Here is a 17,148-nt window from a genome sequence, read left to right on the forward strand (position 1 = left end):
CCTTTGATTTCTACCGGTAATAAAAGAGGAAAGCTGGTCTCTTTAAAAAGGAATGACCGCCCCGGGGAAGATAAATTACCGCCTAAAAGGAGGGGCAGGAATAGAATTAATGTGCCTTTCATTGTCATAGCGGCGGTGTTTGTTTATCTGGCCCTGTCCCTGGGCGGGGAGGTGCAGAAGCTAAATACCATGCGCCATAATGTGGCTGAGCTTGAACAAGAAATTGAATCCCTGCATGTGAAAAACGAAGAACTGTATAAAACAATAGAAATGATAAAATCCAATGATTATGTGGAACAGGTGGCGAGGGAAAATCTGGGACTGATTAAGCCCGGTGAGAGTGTAGTGGTCCCCGTTGAACAGCAAGGGGATGAAACAAGTCAGCACTATACAGTGCGGGATGCGGACATAAAAGATTAGGCTTATTTAACAAAAGCTTATGTTGACACCTTCTTGATGGTTAACATATAATTGTAATAGGTATTTTCAAGGAGGAGTAATTTAAAGAATGACAATTGCATTAGGGAAAGTCGTCGAAGGAGTCGTCACCGGCATAACCAGCTTTGGTGCCTTTGTTCAATTGCCGGGAAATAAAACCGGTCTGGTGCACATTTCGGAAATAGCAGATGAGTATGTGCGTGATGTAAATGATTTCCTCAAGGTAAATGATCGGGTGTCAGTGAAAGTTTTATCCGTTGACGATAAAGGCAAGATTGGACTTTCCATCAAACGAACAAAACCTAAACCGACCTCTGCTGGCGGTTACGGGCGTAGCAAAAAACAAGAAATGTCTTTCGAGGACAAGATGACAAAGTTTTTAAAGGAAAGTGAAGAAAGGCAGCAACAACTACGCCGCAGCACTGAAAATAAAAGGGGTTTTAGGGGAAGCAGGTAATATGTTTTCAAGGGATCTGAGGCAGATCCCTTTTTTTATATTAACCGGCCGTGTTTGGTGGAAATACTTTAATGGGGTGAGGATTTATTATGGTGGTGGCGGTGTTGGATGTGGGCACCAACTCAGTGAGGTTGTTAGTGGCTGATGTTACTGCAAACTCTTCTGTCAAGGTGCTGCATACCGGGTTAAAAACTACCAGGCTGGGCCAAGGCATTACCGGGGGATATTTAATGCCGGAGGCCGTGCGGCGAACCTTGGCGGCCATACAGGAGCTGCTGGCCCAGGCAAGGGACTATAAGGTGCAGCGTTATGTGCTGGCGGCCACCAGCGCCGTTCGGGATGCGGAAAACGGCCCGGACTTTGCGGCCCTGGTTTTTAAGGAGACCGGATTAAATTTAGAGGTCTTGTCGGGCCGGGATGAAGCGGCCCTTAGTTATGAGGGGGTACTGGCAGGCTTACCCCCGACAGGCACTGATAAGACGGTGGTGCTGGACGTGGGAGGGGGCAGCACCGAATTCTCTTGGATGGAGAAGGGTCAGGTGCGATACACCAGCCTTAAGGTCGGGGCGGTGCGCCTAACGGAGGCCGGCCATGACGAGGAATATCTAACTGCTGTACTGCACCCGGTCTTAGGGGAAATAAAGTCATTGGGCCCGCAAAACCTGGTTGCGGTGGGGGGTACGGCAACAACCATGGCGGCAATGATGCAAAAATTAACCCAATACCGGTCCGATAAGGTGCACGGTTACCGGATAAGCGCCTTAGAGACACAGGGTCTCCTGCATACCTTACAGGCTCTCACCCTTGAGGAAAGAAAAAGGCTGCCGGGCTTACAGCCCGAAAGGGCTGATATTATTCCGGCAGGTGTGCGGATTATTAATAGGGTACTGGTTGAATTGGGCTGCCCCTACTTCACCGTAAGTGAATCTGATCTTCTTTGGGGCTTAGCCATAAGGGCCTTTAAGGATTGTCGAAAATAACTTGGAATAGGTTACCTGTAATGACAAAAATTTCCTGCAACTTATACTATAATGGATACATGTATCCTGCAGTATAAGGGGTGGGCAAAATGTTCAATGACTTTGATATTTATACCTACCGCCGCATCGGTGAAAGCAATAAGGAAGCGGGCGCCTATGCCGGGGTGGGCAGAAATAAAAAGAAAAAAGCAAACAAATACTCTTCTGTACCTTGGTCAGCGATAAGACAGGCTTTCGCCGGGCGGTGGCTACTTTTGTACCTAACCGCTTTTTTTCTTGGCCGGGCGGTATTGATGGGAGAACTAATGCCCTTTGCCGTTGCCTTTGTGGCGGCCGCCGCCCATGTGGCCGGGGCAAGGAACTTCGGGGTGTTAGTTTTTGCAACCTTGGGTTTGTCAACGGTAAGCGGCGGTGTTAACCTTATCAGCACAGCCTTGGCCATGCTGGCCCTTTACTTAATCATTCGCTTTGTACCTGAGGTGAGGCAGGGCGGCTGGTATGTGGTGCCCGGGGCGGTTTTTATTACGGTGTTGATTATCAAGTGCATCTTTGTGGCCTATGGTGCCGGGGCCCTGTATGGCTACATAAGCGCCCTTTTTGAGGCGGTTTTTGCCTGTGTACTGACCATAGCATTTATGCAGGGGCTGCCCCCCCTATGGCAGCGGACCGCTCCCAAACGAATTAGCGGCGAGGCTGTTTTTTGCCTGCTTTTACTGTTGGGCAGCATTGTTGCCGGCACAGGTGAGCTAAGTATTTATAATGTAAGTCTGCGTGAAATTGTAAGTAAATTTATTGTACTCCTGGCCGCCCTGGTGGGCGGAGTGGGATTGGGTGCTGCCGCCGGTGCGGTGGTGGGGGTTATTCCGGGCCTGTCTTATGTGGTGGCCCCGGTCATTATCGGTGCATATTCATTTGCCGGCCTATTTGCGGGCCTGTTTAGAAAGTTTGGCCGTATCGGTGTGGCCATGGGTTTTTTGTTGGGCAATATATTGTTGTCCATATACATAAGCAACTATGGCAATATGATTGAAGTGATGGTGGAAACGGCACTGGCCACCCTAATCTTTTGCTTTCTTCCCAATGGGTGGATAGAAACAATTAACAAGGTGCTTCCTGCCACACCGGGAATAAGGTTACATAAACCCACCTTAGCCCAAACAAGGCTGAAGGAAATGACCGCCGGCAAAATGCGGGATTGGGCTCGGGTTTTTAATGAGCTGGCGGTAAGTTTTAGACAGGTGTCTGCCACTGTGGAGCAATCCCAAGAGGAGAGCGGCCTTGAGCGCTTGTTTGTTGAGGTGGGCGAGAAGGTGTGCAATGGCTGTGCCCTATACCGTACCTGTTGGGAGAGGGAGTTTTACCGCACCTACCAGCAAATACTGGATCTGTTAACCGCTGTGGAGCTCCAAGGGAAATTAACCGTTGATGACTTGCCGGACAGCATGAAAAAAAGGTGTGCCCGATTAAAGGAGATGGTAATAACCGTCACCTGCCTTTACGATAACTTTAAGTTAAATAACTATTGGCAAAAGAAACTGTTAGACAGCAGGCAGCTGGTGTCGGAACAGCTAAAGGGCATATCTGAAATAATGACCGACCTGTCGGCGGAACTGGAAAAGGATGTGGAAGTGTCCGGGGAAATTGAAGAGGCCATTAGAAAACGCCTCAAAAAAGAAGGCATACCCATTGGCGAGGTCTTTATCTTTAATCACCGTGACGGGCGAATTGAGGTGGAATTGTCACGGCCCCCCTGCGGGGGAGGGATGGAATGCCACCATAAGGTGGCGCCGCTGGTATCGGCCGTCACCGGACAGCAGCTGTCCCTGCCCCATACCGGCTGTTGTTTAAAGGAGGGGCACCGGGAATGTAGTTTTAAAATGTATTCTTCTTTACCCTATCGCTTAACGGTGGCCTGCGCCAAAATGGCCAAGGGCGGTCAAGGGATTTCGGGCGACGGGTACGCAACCATGCAGCTCAGGGAAGGCAAGTATGCATTAATTGTCTCCGATGGCATGGGCACAGGGCGCCGGGCATACATAGAAAGTTCAGCAACCATTAAACTGTTAAGCCAGCTGTTAGAATCGGGTTTTGAAAAGGATATGGCCGTTAAAACCGTTAACTCTATTTTAGTGCTGCGTTCGCCCAATGACAGCTTTGCCACCGTGGACCTGGCTCTGGTGGATCTGTATTCGGGAAAGGCAGATTTAATTAAGATCTGTGCCGCCCCTACCTTTTTGGTGAGAAAGGGCAGGGTATCAACCATAAGCTCCAATTCACTTCCGGTGGGTATACTTGAAGATATTGAGGTGACCACCCAAAGGATAAAGCTGGAGGTGGGGGACTTGCTGGTCATGGTTACCGACGGTGTACTGGACGGCTGCCCCCATGCCATGGAGAAGGAAGAGTGGTTTAAAAAAATACTGGAGGAATTGGCAGCTTTGCCTCCCCAGGATCTGGCAGAGGTGCTTGTGCAAATAGTGGAAACCGGTGTGGGCGGTGCCCACAGGGTGGCCGATGATATGACGGTGCTGGTGGCTAAATTTGAAAATGTACAAATTTAGCGGCAGCGCCGCTTATTTTTTCTAAATTATGTCAAGTGAAAAGTTAAACATGTCAAAATAAAATAATTATCGTCTTTTAGAAGGAAAATAATCTCCAGATGTGGAAAATTAGCTACTGTTGCCATTAAGTGGGTGAAATAATTAATGGATCTTATAGGGCGTGTGCTGGAGTATATTTACTCCAATAAAATGGTTGACCCCGGTGACAAAGTCCTGGTGGCAGTTTCCGGCGGTGCCGACTCGGTGGCACTGCTTCATATGCTTTTCAGGTTAAGTGAACAATTAAATATGCGGTTGCATGTGGCCCATTTAAACCATATGTTTCGGGGCAGGGAATCCGAGGAAGATGCTCTGTTTGTGGAGGCCCTTTGTGATAAGTGGCAAATACCCAAGGACATCAAGTCAATGGATGTTACCGAATACCAAGGCCGGCACAGATTGTCCGCCCAGGTTGCCGCCAGGGAAGTGCGTTATAACTTTTTAAAAGAGGTGGCCCGGAAACGGGGCTGTAACAAAATAGCCTTGGCCCACCATGCCGACGATCAGGCTGAAACGGTGCTCTTAAACCTACTGCGGGGAACAGGAATTACCGGCCTTACCGGAATATGGCCGGTGCGGGACAACTTTTATATCCGTCCCTTATTGCCCGTCAGGCGCCGTGAAATTGAAAGCTACTGCTTTCAAAACAAGTTACACTTTCGCAATGACAGTTCAAACCAGGAGGAAATATACCTGCGCAATAAGGTAAGGAAAAGTTTACTGCCCTTAATAGAGAAGGATTATAATCAAGAAATTGTTACCTTATTAAACAGGTTGGCGGATATCTCCAGGGATGAGGATGATTTCATAGAAGGGCAGTCCCAAAGGGATTTTGCAGCCTTGTTAACGGACCCCAAGGCAGCGGGCAGCCTGCCGCTGGACAGGTTAAAATTTAACGGCTTACATAGGGCGATACAAAGGCGGGTAGTTAGGCAGGCATGGAGGACTGTTACCGGCAGCCAAAGGGATCTTTCATTTTACCATGTTGAATCAGTGGTGAAATTGGCGGCTTCTACAGGTGGCGGTATCTTAGAATTGCCCACCGGACTCCTCTGTAAGGTGGGCAGCCGGGCCATTGAGTTTAAATATCCTCCTGTTGAAAAACCGGTGAACAAGTTTTGCTACCGATTAAAGATTCCGGGTACCACAATAATTAAGGAAGCGGATATGCAGATTGTTGCGGATGTATATAGTGCAGCCCATTTAAAAAAAGACCCCCGGATGTTTCGGCACACAGAGGCGGTATTGGATTATGGCAGTGTAGGCCATGAATTGCTGGTAAGAAACAGGCTGCCGGGGGATGTGTTTAAGCCCCTGGGCGGGGGAAGGGTAAAATTGAAAAAGTTTTTTATCGATCAGAAAATTCCCCGGGCAGAAAGGGATGCCATACCCCTGGTTTGCAAAGGAAAAGAAATTATATGGGTAAGCGGTGTGCGGGTGGGGGAATACTGGAAAGTGACCGAGAATACCGAGGAAATTTTACATCTAAAGCTGGTTAAAATGTATAATAAACCATAAATTGAAAACCCATTAAAATTATGGTACTATAACGTGTATGGTTTTTAAGCCGTATTTTGAGAGGAGTGGCTTTGTTGAATAAGGTCATCAAGAACCTGATGATTTACATGTTAATTGTTCTGGTGATCATAGCGCTAATTCAGTATGCATCGCCTACCAATACAGATGTGAGGGAACTGCGCTACGATGAACTGCTGGCTAGCGTTGAGCAAGGTAGGGTACAGGAAATAGTTTTCCAGGCCGATGGCAATACCAATTATATCACCGGCACCTTAACAAGGGACAATAGGCAATTTTCATCGATGGGCCCCTGGCCGGACGAACAACTTTTACAAATGGTTAAAGAACAACGGTTGCCCTTTAGGCAGATAGAGCCGGAAAGGCCCAGTTGGTTGCTGGGCGTACTAACCAGTTTTCTACCGGTTTTACTGCTGGTCTTTTTGTTTTTCTTTTTGATGCAGCAAAGTCAAGGGGGCGGCAGCCGGGTGATGCAGTTCGGCAAGAGTAAGGCCAGGCTGCAGACTGACGACAAACCAAAGGTAACCTTTGATGATGTTGCCGGGGCAGATGAAGAAAAAGAAGAACTCAACGAAATTGTGGAATTCTTAAAAAACCCAAAGAAGTTTAGTAAAATCGGCGCCAAGATACCAAAGGGTGTACTGCTCTATGGACCGCCGGGCACAGGGAAGACGCTGCTTGCAAAGGCGGTGGCCGGGGAAGCCGGGACTCCCTTTTTCACCATCAGCGGATCTGACTTTGTGGAAATGTTCGTGGGTGTAGGTGCCTCCAGGGTCCGGGACTTATTTGATCAGGCGAAAAAGAATTCGCCCTGTATTGTTTTTATTGACGAAATTGATGCCGTTGGACGCCAGCGGGGCGCCGGGGTCGGGGGCGGTCACGACGAGCGTGAACAAACACTTAACCAGCTGCTGGTTGAGATGGACGGCTTTACGCCCAATGAAAGCATTATTATTATAGCCGCCACCAACAGGCCGGATATTTTAGACCCGGCACTGTTGAGGCCGGGCCGGTTTGACCGCCAGATAGTGGTTGCAGCACCTGACGTTGCGGGCCGGGAAGCCATCTTAAAGGTTCATACCAGGGGCAAGCCCCTGGAGGAAGACGTGGACTTAGAAATTTTGGCCCGGCGTACGCCGGGATTCACCGGGGCCGACTTGGCAAACCTGGTAAATGAGGCGGCCCTGCTGGCTGCCAGATTTAACAAAAATAAAATTAGCCAAAAAGAGCTGGAGGACAGTATTGAGCGGGTAATTGCCGGCCCTGAGAAAAAGTCAAAGGTGATCAGCGAAAAAGAAAAACGTCTGGTTTCTTATCACGAGGCGGGACACGCCCTGGTGGGCTATCTTTTGCCCAATACAGACACTGTGCACAAGGTGTCTATTATTCCCCGGGGCAGGGCCGGCGGTTATACACTGCTGCTGCCCAAGGAGGACCGCTACTATATGACCCGTTCAATGCTGATCGATCAAATCACCATGCTGCTGGGCGGCCGGGTGGCCGAAGATATAGCCCTCAAGGAAATTAGTACCGGGGCACAAAACGATTTAGAGAGAGCCACGGAAATGGCCCGTAAGATGATTATGGAATATGGAATGAGTGAAAAACTGGGGCCATTGACCTTAGGACGCAAACAGGAAGCGGTCTTCCTGGGCAGGGATATAGCAAGGGATCGCAACTACAGTGAAGAAATCGCCTTTGCCATTGACCAGGAAGTTAGAAACATCATTGACAGCTGCTACGAAACCGCAAAGAAACTGTTAGAAAAATACAATGATGCCCTTCATGCCATTGCCGAGACCTTGATGGAGAAAGAAACCATTGAGGCAGAAGAGTTTGCGGCATTAATGGAAGAACAGGGGCTAGAAGCTAACAAAGGTGCATAAGGGGGAAGGGAACGGTGGAGAGAACTTTCTTAATGATTAAACCGGATGGAGTGCAAAGGGCCTTAGCAGGGGAAATAATATCCAGGTTTGAAAAAAAAGGCTACAAACTGGTGGGCTTGAAGCTGATGCAAATATCAAGGGAGCTGGCTGAAAGCCACTATGGCGAGCATAAGGGAAAACCTTTTTTTGAGCCCCTGGTGCAGTACATCACATCGGCTCCGGTGGTGGCCATGGTCTGGGAAGGTAAGGAAATAATTTCAACCGCCAGGGAAATGATGGGGGCAACCAACCCCTTAAAGGCAGCGCCGGGTACCATTCGCGGTAGCTACGGGGTGGACGTGGGAAGAAACATTATTCATGGTTCTGACTCTCCGGAAAGTGCTAAGAGGGAGATAGCCCTCTTCTTTAAGCCCGAAGAGTTGTTGGACTATGACCGCGCCCTGGAACCTTGGATTTATGAGTAGTTGACGATTTCTCCAGTATATACTGGAGAAATTTGTTTTTATACTGCCGCCTGTGCCGGTCAGTAATTGGGACTTTTAGAAACTTTCATTAAAGAAAGGTTGATTGATGATGAAACAGGTGCCTAGCGATTTAGAGATTGCCCAATCCCATAAGCTGATACCCATAGTGGAGCTTGCGGAACAAATGGGCTTATCAGAAGATGACTTTGAAACCTACGGTAAATATAAGGCAAAGATAAACTTAAGTGTTCTGGACAAATTTGCTGACAGACCCCAAGGAAAGTTAATTGATGTAACTGCCATTACCCCTACCCCCTTGGGGGAAGGAAAGACCGTTACCACCATAGGCTTGACCCAGGGCTTGGGTAAGGTGGGCAAAAAGGTAATTACTACCCTGCGCCAGCCTTCCATGGGTCCGGTTTTTGGTATTAAGGGGGGCGCCGCCGGCGGCGGATATTCCCAGGTTGTTCCCATGGAGGACATTAACATTCACTTTACCGGGGATATTCACGCCGTTGCCGCAGCCAACAATCTACTGGCTGCCATGATTGACACCTCGATTTTATTAAACAACCCACTGAATATCGATCCCATGACGGTGATGTGGAATCGCGTTGTGGATATCAACGACAGGGCTTTAAGGGATATAGTAATCGGCCTGGGAGGTCCCTTAAACGGCTACCCCAGGCAAACGGGCTTTGACATGGCGGTGGCATCAGAGGTAATGGCCATTTTAGCCTTGGCCGACGATCTGCAAGACCTGCGCCAGCGGCTGGGGCGTATTGTGGTGGCTTACACCTACGACGGCAAACCTGTTACTGCCGAAGATTTGAAAGCTGCCGGCGCAATGACGGTAATAATGAAAGAGGCCTTAAAGCCCAACTTGATTCAAACACTGGAGGGGCAACCCTGTATCATGCATGCCGGCCCCTTTGCCAATATTGCCCAGGGAAATAACTCCGTTATTGCAGACCGTGTGGCCCTAAAGCTGGCCGATTATGTGGTTACCGAAAGTGGATTTGGGGCTGACTTGGGCATGGAAAAGTTTATGGATATTAAATGCCGCCAATCGGGCCTAAGGCCTGACTGTGTGGTGATTACCTGCACCATTAGGGCTTTAAAGATGCATGGCGGCTTAGGAAAGGTGGTGGCCGGTAAACCCTTGCCCGAGGAATTGACCAAAGAAAACCTGCCTGCCCTGGAAAGGGGATGCGACAACCTGGCCCATCACATTAAAGTTGCCCGGTATTATGGGGTGCCGGTGGTGGTTGCCATAAACCGGTTTACTCCGGACACCGACCCAGAGGTTGAATTGGTGCAGAAGAAAGCCCTGGAGGCAGGGGCCCAGGGGGCATACCCCATCACCGTGTGGCGGGACGGGGGCGAGGGTGCAGTGGATTTAGCCCGGGCTGTGGTGGAGGCCTGCGACCGGCCTGCCGACTTCAAGCTCCTGTATCCAGATGAATTATCCATTAAGGAAAAAATAGAGCTGTTAGCAACCAAGGTATATAATGCGGCCGGTGTCTCCTACGATCCCCAGGCAGAGAAAAAAATTAAGCTCTTTGAAGAAATGGGACTGGGTAAATTGCCCATTTGCATGGCTAAAACCCATTTATCCATTTCCCATGATCCCTCTGCAAAGAATGTACCCCGGGACTATATTTTTCCCATCAGGGACCTGCGGGCATCGGTTGGGGCAGGTTTCATTTACCCCCTTGCGGGCACAATGCGCACCATGCCGGGACTGGGCTCTAAACCGGCAGCCCATATGGTGGACATTGATGAAAACGGAAAAACTGTGGGCTTGTTTTAAGGCTTACCGGTTTAATTTAGGGGTGGACAGCTTTTGTCTACCTCTTATTTTTCCACCGGCCTTCACTATAATCATATCTTGGCATATCTGTAAATAATATACTGTTTAGCCGGTGATTTGCGACAATAATTAAATTTTCTTTCGCTGGTAATAAAAAAATTCACAAACCAGGCAGGTATTTTTTTATAAATAACGTATTATTATAATAAATCAGTGGCCGGCCCAAAGATCTTTAGTGTATCTAAAGAAATTGACACCTATATTTTAAAGCATTATACTAAACTATAGTAGAAAAATGCGATAATGGGCCTTACTGTAGCGTATTTGCGAAAATTCCATTAAGCCAGAAGACCTATAGGCGTAAAACAGCTTAAAAACAGCTGTAAACCAAAATGTGGTGGTCACCATTGGGTAAGCTTGTTTGCGGAAGGGCTTCTTGCCAAAAACAAGAATTACATTTAACCCTAAATTACAAAATATTTGGAATTGGAGGTGAATTATTGTCATCCCTTTGCCTTATCGGTGACACGACATTTTTGCAAAATCTTACCATTAATTGTAGTTCCGTTGGACAAGTTGTCGGATAATGTAACTCCCCCTGATATAAAAGGGGTTTATGTCGCTTACCGACATGTTACTAATAGGAGGACGGATGTGAAAACTATGAGTACAAAAAAGATAGGAAGTGTACTGGTATTAGGTGCAGGAATTGCAGGTATACAGGCATCACTGGACCTGGCCGAGTCAGGCTACTACGTGCACCTGGTGGAGAGCAGTCCTGCCATAGGCGGCACCATGCCCGCCCTTGACAAAACCTTTCCCACCAACGACTGTTCAATGTGTATACTGTCCCCAAAACTGGTGGACTGCGGCCGTCACTTGAACATTAACGTAATGACCACCAGCGAGCTGGTAAAGCTGGAAGGGGAGCCGGGCAACTACAAGGCCACCATAAGAACCCGTGCCCGCTACGTGGACCCGGAAAAATGTACCGGCTGTGGCTCCTGTGCAGAGAAATGTCCGGTAAAAGTAGACGACAGCTTTAACCAAGGCCTGGACAAAAGAAAAGCCATATACAAACTCTATGCCCAGGCATACCCCAATGCCTACGCCATTGACGGAGACAGGTGCTTAAAACTGAAAAAGCCCAAGGCCTGCGGTAAATGCTTAGAAGCATGTCAAGCGGACGCCATCGACCACACCATGGAAGATACCGAGACAGTAATAGAAGTAGGGGCAGTAATTTTAATGCCCGGTTTTGACGCCTTTGACGCCAAAAAGCTGGACTACTACGGCTACGGCAAAGTACCCAACGTAATAACCAGCTTAGAATTTGAGCGTATACTATCAGCATCCGGACCCTTTGGCGGCCACCTGGTACGCCCGTCAGATCACAAGGAGCCCCAAAAGATAGCCTGGATTCAATGCGTAGGTTCCCGTAACTGCAAAGAGGACCACGGCTACTGCTCATCTGTATGCTGCATGTATGCCATCAAAGAGGCGGTAATTGCCAAAGAGCACAGCAAAGCCGAACTGGACACCGCCATTTTCTACATGGACATGAGAACCTACGGCAAAGAATTTGAAAAATACTACAACCGCGCCGTAGAAGAAAACGGCGTAAGATTTTTAAGAAACCGCATATACGAAGTGACAGCCGGCGAAGACGGCGCAGTAAACATTCGCTATGCGCTGGAAGACGGAAAGATACAGGTGGAACAATTTGACCTGGTAGTACTGTCCGTTGGCTTAGAGCCTAAGAAAGAAGCGGTGGAACTGGCAGAAAAGCTGGGCATAGAACTAAACCAATACAAATTCTGCCAACCCCAAGGTCTGACCGGCATAGCCACCAACAAAGAAGGCATATACGTGGCGGGAGCATTTTCCGGTCCCCGGGATATACCCGAGACAGTAATGCAAGCCAGTGCAGCGGCCGGTGAAGTGCAAGCCCTCTTGGCCGAAGCCAAAGGCACCCTGACCAAAGAAAAAGAATACCCGGCAGAACAAGATGTAACCGGAGAAGTTGTGCGCACAGGCGTATTTGTTTGCCACTGCGGCATAAACATCGGCGGCGTGGTGGACGTACCCAGCGTAGTTGAATACGCCAAGACCCTTCCGGGCGTAGTATTTGCCACCGACAAAATCTATGCCTGCTCCCAAGACTCTGCCGGACAAATAAAAGAGGCAATAGAAGAACACAAGCTAAACCGTGTGGTGGTAGCCTCCTGCAGTCCTCGGACACACGAGCCCATGTTCCAAGAGACCCTGAAAGAAGCAGGCCTAAACCCCCACCTGTTTGAACTGGCCAACATCAGAGACCAATGTTCATGGGTACACATGAACGAGCCTGAAAAGGCCACCGAAAAATCCAAAGACCTGATAAAAATGGCAGTAAACAGAGTGCGCCTGGCACAGCCGATACATCCGGTAACCCTGGACATGAACCACGACGTTTTAGTAATCGGCGGCGGCGTATCCGGAATGAACAACGCCCTAAACCTGGCTAGCCAAGGCTACCAAGTATACCTGATAGAAAAAGAAGCAGAACTGGGCGGAATAGCCCGCCGCATGACCTACGGCATGAACGGCGAAGACATACCGGCCTACCTAAACCAACTGATTGACCAAGTAAAAAGCAACGACAAAATCAAAGTATACACCGGTGTAGAAATAGCCGACGTAAACGGCTTTATGGGCAACTTCACCACCAAACTGACCAACGGCGAAGAACTAAAACACGGTGTGGCCATAATAGCCACCGGAGCCCAAGAATACAAACCGGAAGAATACCTGTACGGAGAGAACCACCGGGTACAAACCCTGCTGGAAATGGAAAACGAAATAGCCAAGGGCAACTTTGACAAAGTCAACAACGTAGTAATGATCCAGTGCGTGGGCTCCCGTGACAGCGAACGCCCATACTGCAGCCGTATCTGCTGCACCAAATCAATCAAACTGGCCTTAAAAATCAAAGAACGCCGTCCCGAAGCCAACGTATACATTCTCTACCGGGACATCAGAACCTACGGCTTCTTTGAAGACCTGTACACCGAAGCACGGCAAAAGGGCGTAATCTTCATCAGATACAGCGAAGACAACAAGCCGGTGGTAGAACTGACCCCCAGCAGCCTAAAAGTAACAGTGACCGACCACGTGCTGGGAGAGCCGATAGAAATTCAAACAGACGCAGTGGGTCTGGCCTCGGCCATCGTACCCCCGCTGGAAACAAACAAAAAACTGTCCCAGTTCTTTAAAGTACCGTTAAACCAAGAAGGCTTCTTCCTAGAAGCACACCTAAAACTACGTCCTGTGGACTTTGGAACCGACGGAGTATTCATGTGCGGTTTAGCCCACGGTCCAAAGAACATGGAAGAAAACATTTCCCAGGCCAAGGCAGCGGCAGGGCGTGCGGCCACCGTACTGGCTAAGCGCGACATCATAGTAGAAGGCAAGAGCGCAGTGGTAGACAAGAAGAAGTGCGCAGCCTGCGGAGCCTGTGAAGCAATCTGCCCGGCCAAGGCAGTACAAGTGGATTTAGAAGAAAAAGTGGCAGTGGTCAACGAAGCTCTGTGCAAGGGATGCGGTGCATGCTCCTCCTCTTGCCGGTGTGGTGCCATCAATATCAAAGGCTGCACTGACGAGCAAATAATGGCCATGGTGAGCGCCCTTTAAGATGAGCTCACTCACTGAAAGACAGGAGGGTAGACAAATGTCATACGAACCCAAAGTGGTAGCCTTTTTATGTAACTGGTGTAGCTATGCCGGTGCGGACCTGGCGGGAGTAGGCAGACTTCAATATCCCCCCAACGTACGCGTTGTACGGGTTCCGTGCTCGGGTAGAATCAACCCCTTATTTATCTTTTCGGCCTTAAGAAACGGAGCAGACGGTATACTAACCTCCGGTTGCCACCCCGGAGACTGCCACTATGTCAGTGGTAACTACGTGGCCCGTCGCAAATTTGCCCTTTTAAAGAGCATGCTGAACTACATGGGAGTTGAAGAAGACCGGGTAAACTTTACCTGGGTATCTGCAGCTGAAGGCGGCAGATTTGCCGATGTGGTATCCAAAGTAAGCGAGCGAGTAAAAGAGATTGGACCCCCCAAAGGGGTATTTAAAAAAGCGGATTGAGGTGTAGCGGATGCAAAATCTAAGTAAAGTAATACAAGACACCGCCAAAAAACTCTTAGAAGAAAAGAAAGTAGACCTGGTGGTGGGGTTTGCCCAGGGAAGCCTACCGCTCCGCAGCACACCTTACTTTGCCCGGACGGTAGACCAAGCGGCGAACCTGATTTGGGACGAATACTGCGAAAACAACCTTACCAACTACCTAAGGAAACGGGAAGAGAAAGTAGCAGTGGTGGCCAAAGGCTGTGATACCAGATCAATAGTGGCCCTGATGAAAGAAAACCAAATCGACCGTGAAAAGCTGTACATCATAGGAGTGCCCTGCCAGGGAATGATAGACCGCAAAAAGGCATCAAAACTGGTGGGCGGAGAAATACTGGAAGCCGAAATAAACGGCGAAGAAATAACACTGAAAGGCAATGGCTTTGAACAAAAGGCACCCAAGGCAGAACTATACTACGACACCTGTATCCGTTGCGCCTACGGCAATCCGGTAATATATGACGAACTGGTTGGCGAAGAAGTGGCTGCCAAAGAACTAAGCTTTGCCGAAGTGGAAGAATTTGAAGCAAAGAGCGCAGAAGAGCGGGCAAGCTTCTTAGCCCAAGAGATGGAGAAGTGCATACGTTGCTATGCTTGCCGCAACGCATGCCCGACCTGCTACTGCCCAGAATGCTTTGTGGACACATCCAGCCCGCAGTGGATCAGCAAGCGGGCATACAGCGCCAAAGACAACCTAATATTCCAGGGCGTGAGAGTATTCCACCAGCTGGGGCGCTGCGCCGACTGCGGAGCCTGTGAGCGGGCCTGCCCAATGGGCATAAAGCTTTCGCTTTTAACCCGCAAAGGAGTAAAAGACGTAAAAGAAACCTTTGGATACGAAGCGGGCCTAAATCCGGACGACAAGCCGGTACTAAACGACTTCACCCCGGACGACCCGCAACCGTTCTTGATGAAGGAATGAGGTGAAAAAGGATGATCATTAAGAAAAGCGAAATTGCCGGACTACTGGACCAGCTAGCTAAAGAATACCGGGTATATGCTCCGGTGGACGAAAACGGCAACATCGCCTTTAAAGCAATAAAAGAAGGTGCTGAAGCCAAGCTGGGCGAGAACTCCAAAAAGCCCCCCAAAGAGATCCTTTTCCCTCAGTCCGAAGAACTGTTTAACTACAGCGTTAACCAAGAGGGACTAAGGATGGACAGCAAGGTGGACGACACCAAGAGCGTAGCCATTGGCCTGCGCCCTTGCGACGCCAAGTCCATAATGCTGCTTGACAACGTATTTTCAAACGATCAGTACCAAGACGTGTACTACCTGGCGCGCCGCGACAACACCGTAATAGTGAGCCTGGGCTGCAACCGGCCCTCCGGCACCTGTTTTTGCACCTCGGTAAACAGCGGCCCCTTTGACACCGACGGCTCAGACGTACTGCTTACCGACATAGGCGAAGCCTACCTGGTAGAAGCCATAACCGAACAAGGCAAAGAACTGGTGGGCAAACTAAACCTGCCGGAAGCAGACGCAGAAGCCAAGGCCCTGGCGGAAAAGGCCAAGGCATCGGCCACAGTAGCCAGTGAAGTGGACCTTGCCGGTTTAAAAGAAAAACTGGACGGCATGTTTACCCACGAATACTGGGATAAATTACACGAAAAATGCATAGGCTGTGCAGCTTGCACCTACCTTTGCCCCACCTGCCACTGCTTTGACATTGAAGACGATGCCAAAGACTGTGAAGGTTGCCGGGTAAGAAACTGGGACGCCTGCATGTTCCCACTGTTTACACTGCACGGTTCAGGACATAACCCCCGCACCAGCGGGAAAGAACGTTTTAGACAACGCGTAATGCACAAATTTAACTACTTCGTAGACAGATACAATGCCACCGCCTGTGTGGGTTGTGGAAGGTGCATCAAAAACTGCCCTGTGAACATGGACATCCGGCAAGTACTGGCGGAAATCAAGGCACAGGACACCGGAAGCGAGGTTGGTTAAGAGAATGGATAGAAACAACCCTTATTTGCCAATACCGATGAGACTGGTAAAGAACTTTACCGAGACCGAAGACAAACTGATCCACACCTTTACCTTGGAGTTTGTAAACAAAGAAGACGAAGAGAACTTCAAGTACATGCCGGGCCAGTTTGCCGAGCTAATGGTATACGGTAAAGGAGAAGCGCCCTTCGGTATCGCCTCTTCACCCACCGAGCCCGGGATACTGAAATTTTCAGTGGCCAAGGTAGGTGTGGTATCCACAGCGCTGCATCTGCTGGAAGAAGGCAGCATAGTGGGTGTGCGCGGACCGCTGGGCAACTGGTACCCTGTGGAAGACCTAAAGGGAAAGAACATAGTAATAATTGGTGGTGGTTTTGCCTTTACCACCCTGCGCTCCACCATTGAATACCTGTTAGACCCCGCACGCCGCGGTGACTACGGGGACCTGACAGTGATTTACGGAGCCCGCAACCCCGGTTTACTGCTTTACAAAGACGAGCTGAAGAAGTGGTCAGAACGGGATGACATAAACCTGGTAACCACCATTGACCGTCCTGTGGAAGGTTGGACCGGGCGCACCGGCTTTATCCCTGCGGTGGTGAAAGAAGAGGCCCCCAGCGCGGAGAACACCGTCTGCATCATCTGCGGACCGCCGGTGATGATTAAATTTACCCAGCCTGTGCTGGAGGAACTGGGTTTTACCCCGGAACAAATAATTATGAGTTTAGAGATGCGCATGAAGTGCGGTTTAGGAATGTGCGGACGCTGTAATATTGGCAGCAAGTACGTCTGCAAAGACGGCCCGGTATTTACCCTGGCACAACTTAAGAAATTGCCTAACGAATATTAATTA

13 protein-coding genes are annotated in these 17,148 nt (G+C 49.3%); all 13 read left to right on the forward strand.

Annotated features, from left to right (window positions below):
- The first annotated feature begins 3 nt into the window (after nt 1-3).
- The 13 genes from BR02_RS0109455 to BR02_RS0109515 all read left to right on the forward strand — a co-directional run bounded on the left by BR02_RS0109455 (nt 4) and on the right by BR02_RS0109515 (nt 17,145).
- Complete coding sequence (locus BR02_RS0109455) at nt 4-420, forward strand: FtsB family cell division protein (protein ID WP_051688248.1); 417 nt, start codon at nt 4-6, stop codon at nt 418-420.
- Nucleotides 421-508: 88 nt separating this feature from the next.
- Complete coding sequence (locus BR02_RS0109460) at nt 509-895, forward strand: S1 RNA-binding domain-containing protein (RefSeq protein WP_031516489.1); 387 nt, start codon at nt 509-511, stop codon at nt 893-895.
- An 89-nt stretch (nt 896-984) separates the two neighbouring features.
- The gene (locus BR02_RS0109465) at nt 985-1,875 is read left to right on the forward strand and encodes a Ppx/GppA phosphatase family protein (protein ID WP_031516490.1); all 891 of its coding nucleotides are present in this window, start codon (nt 985-987) and stop codon (nt 1,873-1,875) included.
- Nucleotides 1,876-1,964: 89 nt separating this feature from the next.
- Nucleotides 1,965-4,436 carry a stage II sporulation protein E gene (spoIIE, locus tag BR02_RS0109470; protein ID WP_031516492.1) on the forward strand — a complete coding sequence of 824 codons (2,472 nt, stop codon included), beginning with the start codon at nt 1,965-1,967 and terminating at the stop codon, nt 4,434-4,436.
- A 144-nt stretch (nt 4,437-4,580) separates the two neighbouring features.
- Nucleotides 4,581-5,993, forward strand: coding sequence for a tRNA lysidine(34) synthetase TilS (tilS, locus tag BR02_RS0109475; RefSeq protein ID WP_031516494.1), 1,413 nt, complete (start codon nt 4,581-4,583; stop codon nt 5,991-5,993).
- Between the two features lie 74 nt (nt 5,994-6,067).
- Nucleotides 6,068-7,897: an ATP-dependent zinc metalloprotease FtsH gene (ftsH, locus tag BR02_RS0109480; protein WP_031516496.1), complete on the forward strand. Its 1,830-nt coding sequence runs from the start codon at nt 6,068-6,070 to the stop codon at nt 7,895-7,897.
- A gap of 14 nt (nt 7,898-7,911) precedes the next feature.
- On the forward strand, nt 7,912-8,361 hold the full coding sequence (gene ndk / locus BR02_RS0109485; protein WP_031516498.1) for a nucleoside-diphosphate kinase: 450 nt from the start codon (nt 7,912-7,914) through the stop codon (nt 8,359-8,361).
- A 109-nt stretch (nt 8,362-8,470) separates the two neighbouring features.
- Nucleotides 8,471-10,174, forward strand: coding sequence for a formate--tetrahydrofolate ligase (locus BR02_RS0109490; RefSeq protein ID WP_031516500.1), 1,704 nt, complete (start codon nt 8,471-8,473; stop codon nt 10,172-10,174).
- A 663-nt stretch (nt 10,175-10,837) separates the two neighbouring features.
- Nucleotides 10,838-13,846 (forward strand): CoB--CoM heterodisulfide reductase iron-sulfur subunit A family protein, encoded by a 3,009-nt coding sequence (locus BR02_RS0109495; RefSeq protein WP_031516502.1) that lies wholly within the window; start codon nt 10,838-10,840, stop codon nt 13,844-13,846.
- 37 nt (nt 13,847-13,883) lie between these two features.
- Nucleotides 13,884-14,303 (forward strand): hydrogenase iron-sulfur subunit, encoded by a 420-nt coding sequence (locus BR02_RS0109500; protein ID WP_031516504.1) that lies wholly within the window; start codon nt 13,884-13,886, stop codon nt 14,301-14,303.
- Nucleotides 14,304-14,313: 10 nt separating this feature from the next.
- Nucleotides 14,314-15,264, forward strand: coding sequence for a 4Fe-4S dicluster domain-containing protein (locus BR02_RS0109505; protein WP_031516505.1), 951 nt, complete (start codon nt 14,314-14,316; stop codon nt 15,262-15,264).
- 11 nt (nt 15,265-15,275) lie between these two features.
- Nucleotides 15,276-16,295 (forward strand): 4Fe-4S dicluster domain-containing protein, encoded by a 1,020-nt coding sequence (locus tag BR02_RS0109510; RefSeq protein WP_031516506.1) that lies wholly within the window; start codon nt 15,276-15,278, stop codon nt 16,293-16,295.
- 4 nt (nt 16,296-16,299) lie between these two features.
- Nucleotides 16,300-17,145 carry an FAD/NAD(P)-binding protein gene (locus BR02_RS0109515; RefSeq protein WP_031516507.1) on the forward strand — a complete coding sequence of 282 codons (846 nt, stop codon included), beginning with the start codon at nt 16,300-16,302 and terminating at the stop codon, nt 17,143-17,145.
- The last annotated feature ends 3 nt before the right edge of the window (nt 17,146-17,148 follow it).

The organism is Desulfofalx alkaliphila DSM 12257 (assembly GCF_000711975.1).
Taxonomy (GTDB): Bacteria; Bacillota; Desulfotomaculia; order Desulfotomaculales; family Desulfohalotomaculaceae; genus Desulfofalx; species Desulfofalx alkaliphila.

What these genes read in the sequence shown, in the direction of transcription:
- BR02_RS0109465 (WP_031516490.1), top strand. Translation starts at nt 985, where the DNA reads ATGGTGGTGGCGGTGTTGGATGTGGGCACCAACTCAGTGAGGTTGTTA.
- BR02_RS0109500 (WP_031516504.1), top strand. Translation starts at nt 13,884, where the DNA reads ATGTCATACGAACCCAAAGTGGTAGCCTTTTTATGTAACTGGTGTAGC.
- BR02_RS0109510 (WP_031516506.1), top strand. Translation starts at nt 15,276, where the DNA reads ATGATCATTAAGAAAAGCGAAATTGCCGGACTACTGGACCAGCTAGCT.
- BR02_RS0109490 (WP_031516500.1), top strand. Translation starts at nt 8,471, where the DNA reads ATGAAACAGGTGCCTAGCGATTTAGAGATTGCCCAATCCCATAAGCTG.
- tilS (WP_031516494.1), top strand. Translation starts at nt 4,581, where the DNA reads ATGGATCTTATAGGGCGTGTGCTGGAGTATATTTACTCCAATAAAATG.
- BR02_RS0109460 (WP_031516489.1), top strand. Translation starts at nt 509, where the DNA reads ATGACAATTGCATTAGGGAAAGTCGTCGAAGGAGTCGTCACCGGCATA.
- BR02_RS0109495 (WP_031516502.1), top strand. Translation starts at nt 10,838, where the DNA reads ATGAGTACAAAAAAGATAGGAAGTGTACTGGTATTAGGTGCAGGAATT.
- BR02_RS0109515 (WP_031516507.1), top strand. Translation starts at nt 16,300, where the DNA reads ATGGATAGAAACAACCCTTATTTGCCAATACCGATGAGACTGGTAAAG.
- spoIIE (WP_031516492.1), top strand. Translation starts at nt 1,965, where the DNA reads ATGTTCAATGACTTTGATATTTATACCTACCGCCGCATCGGTGAAAGC.
- BR02_RS0109505 (WP_031516505.1), top strand. Translation starts at nt 14,314, where the DNA reads ATGCAAAATCTAAGTAAAGTAATACAAGACACCGCCAAAAAACTCTTA.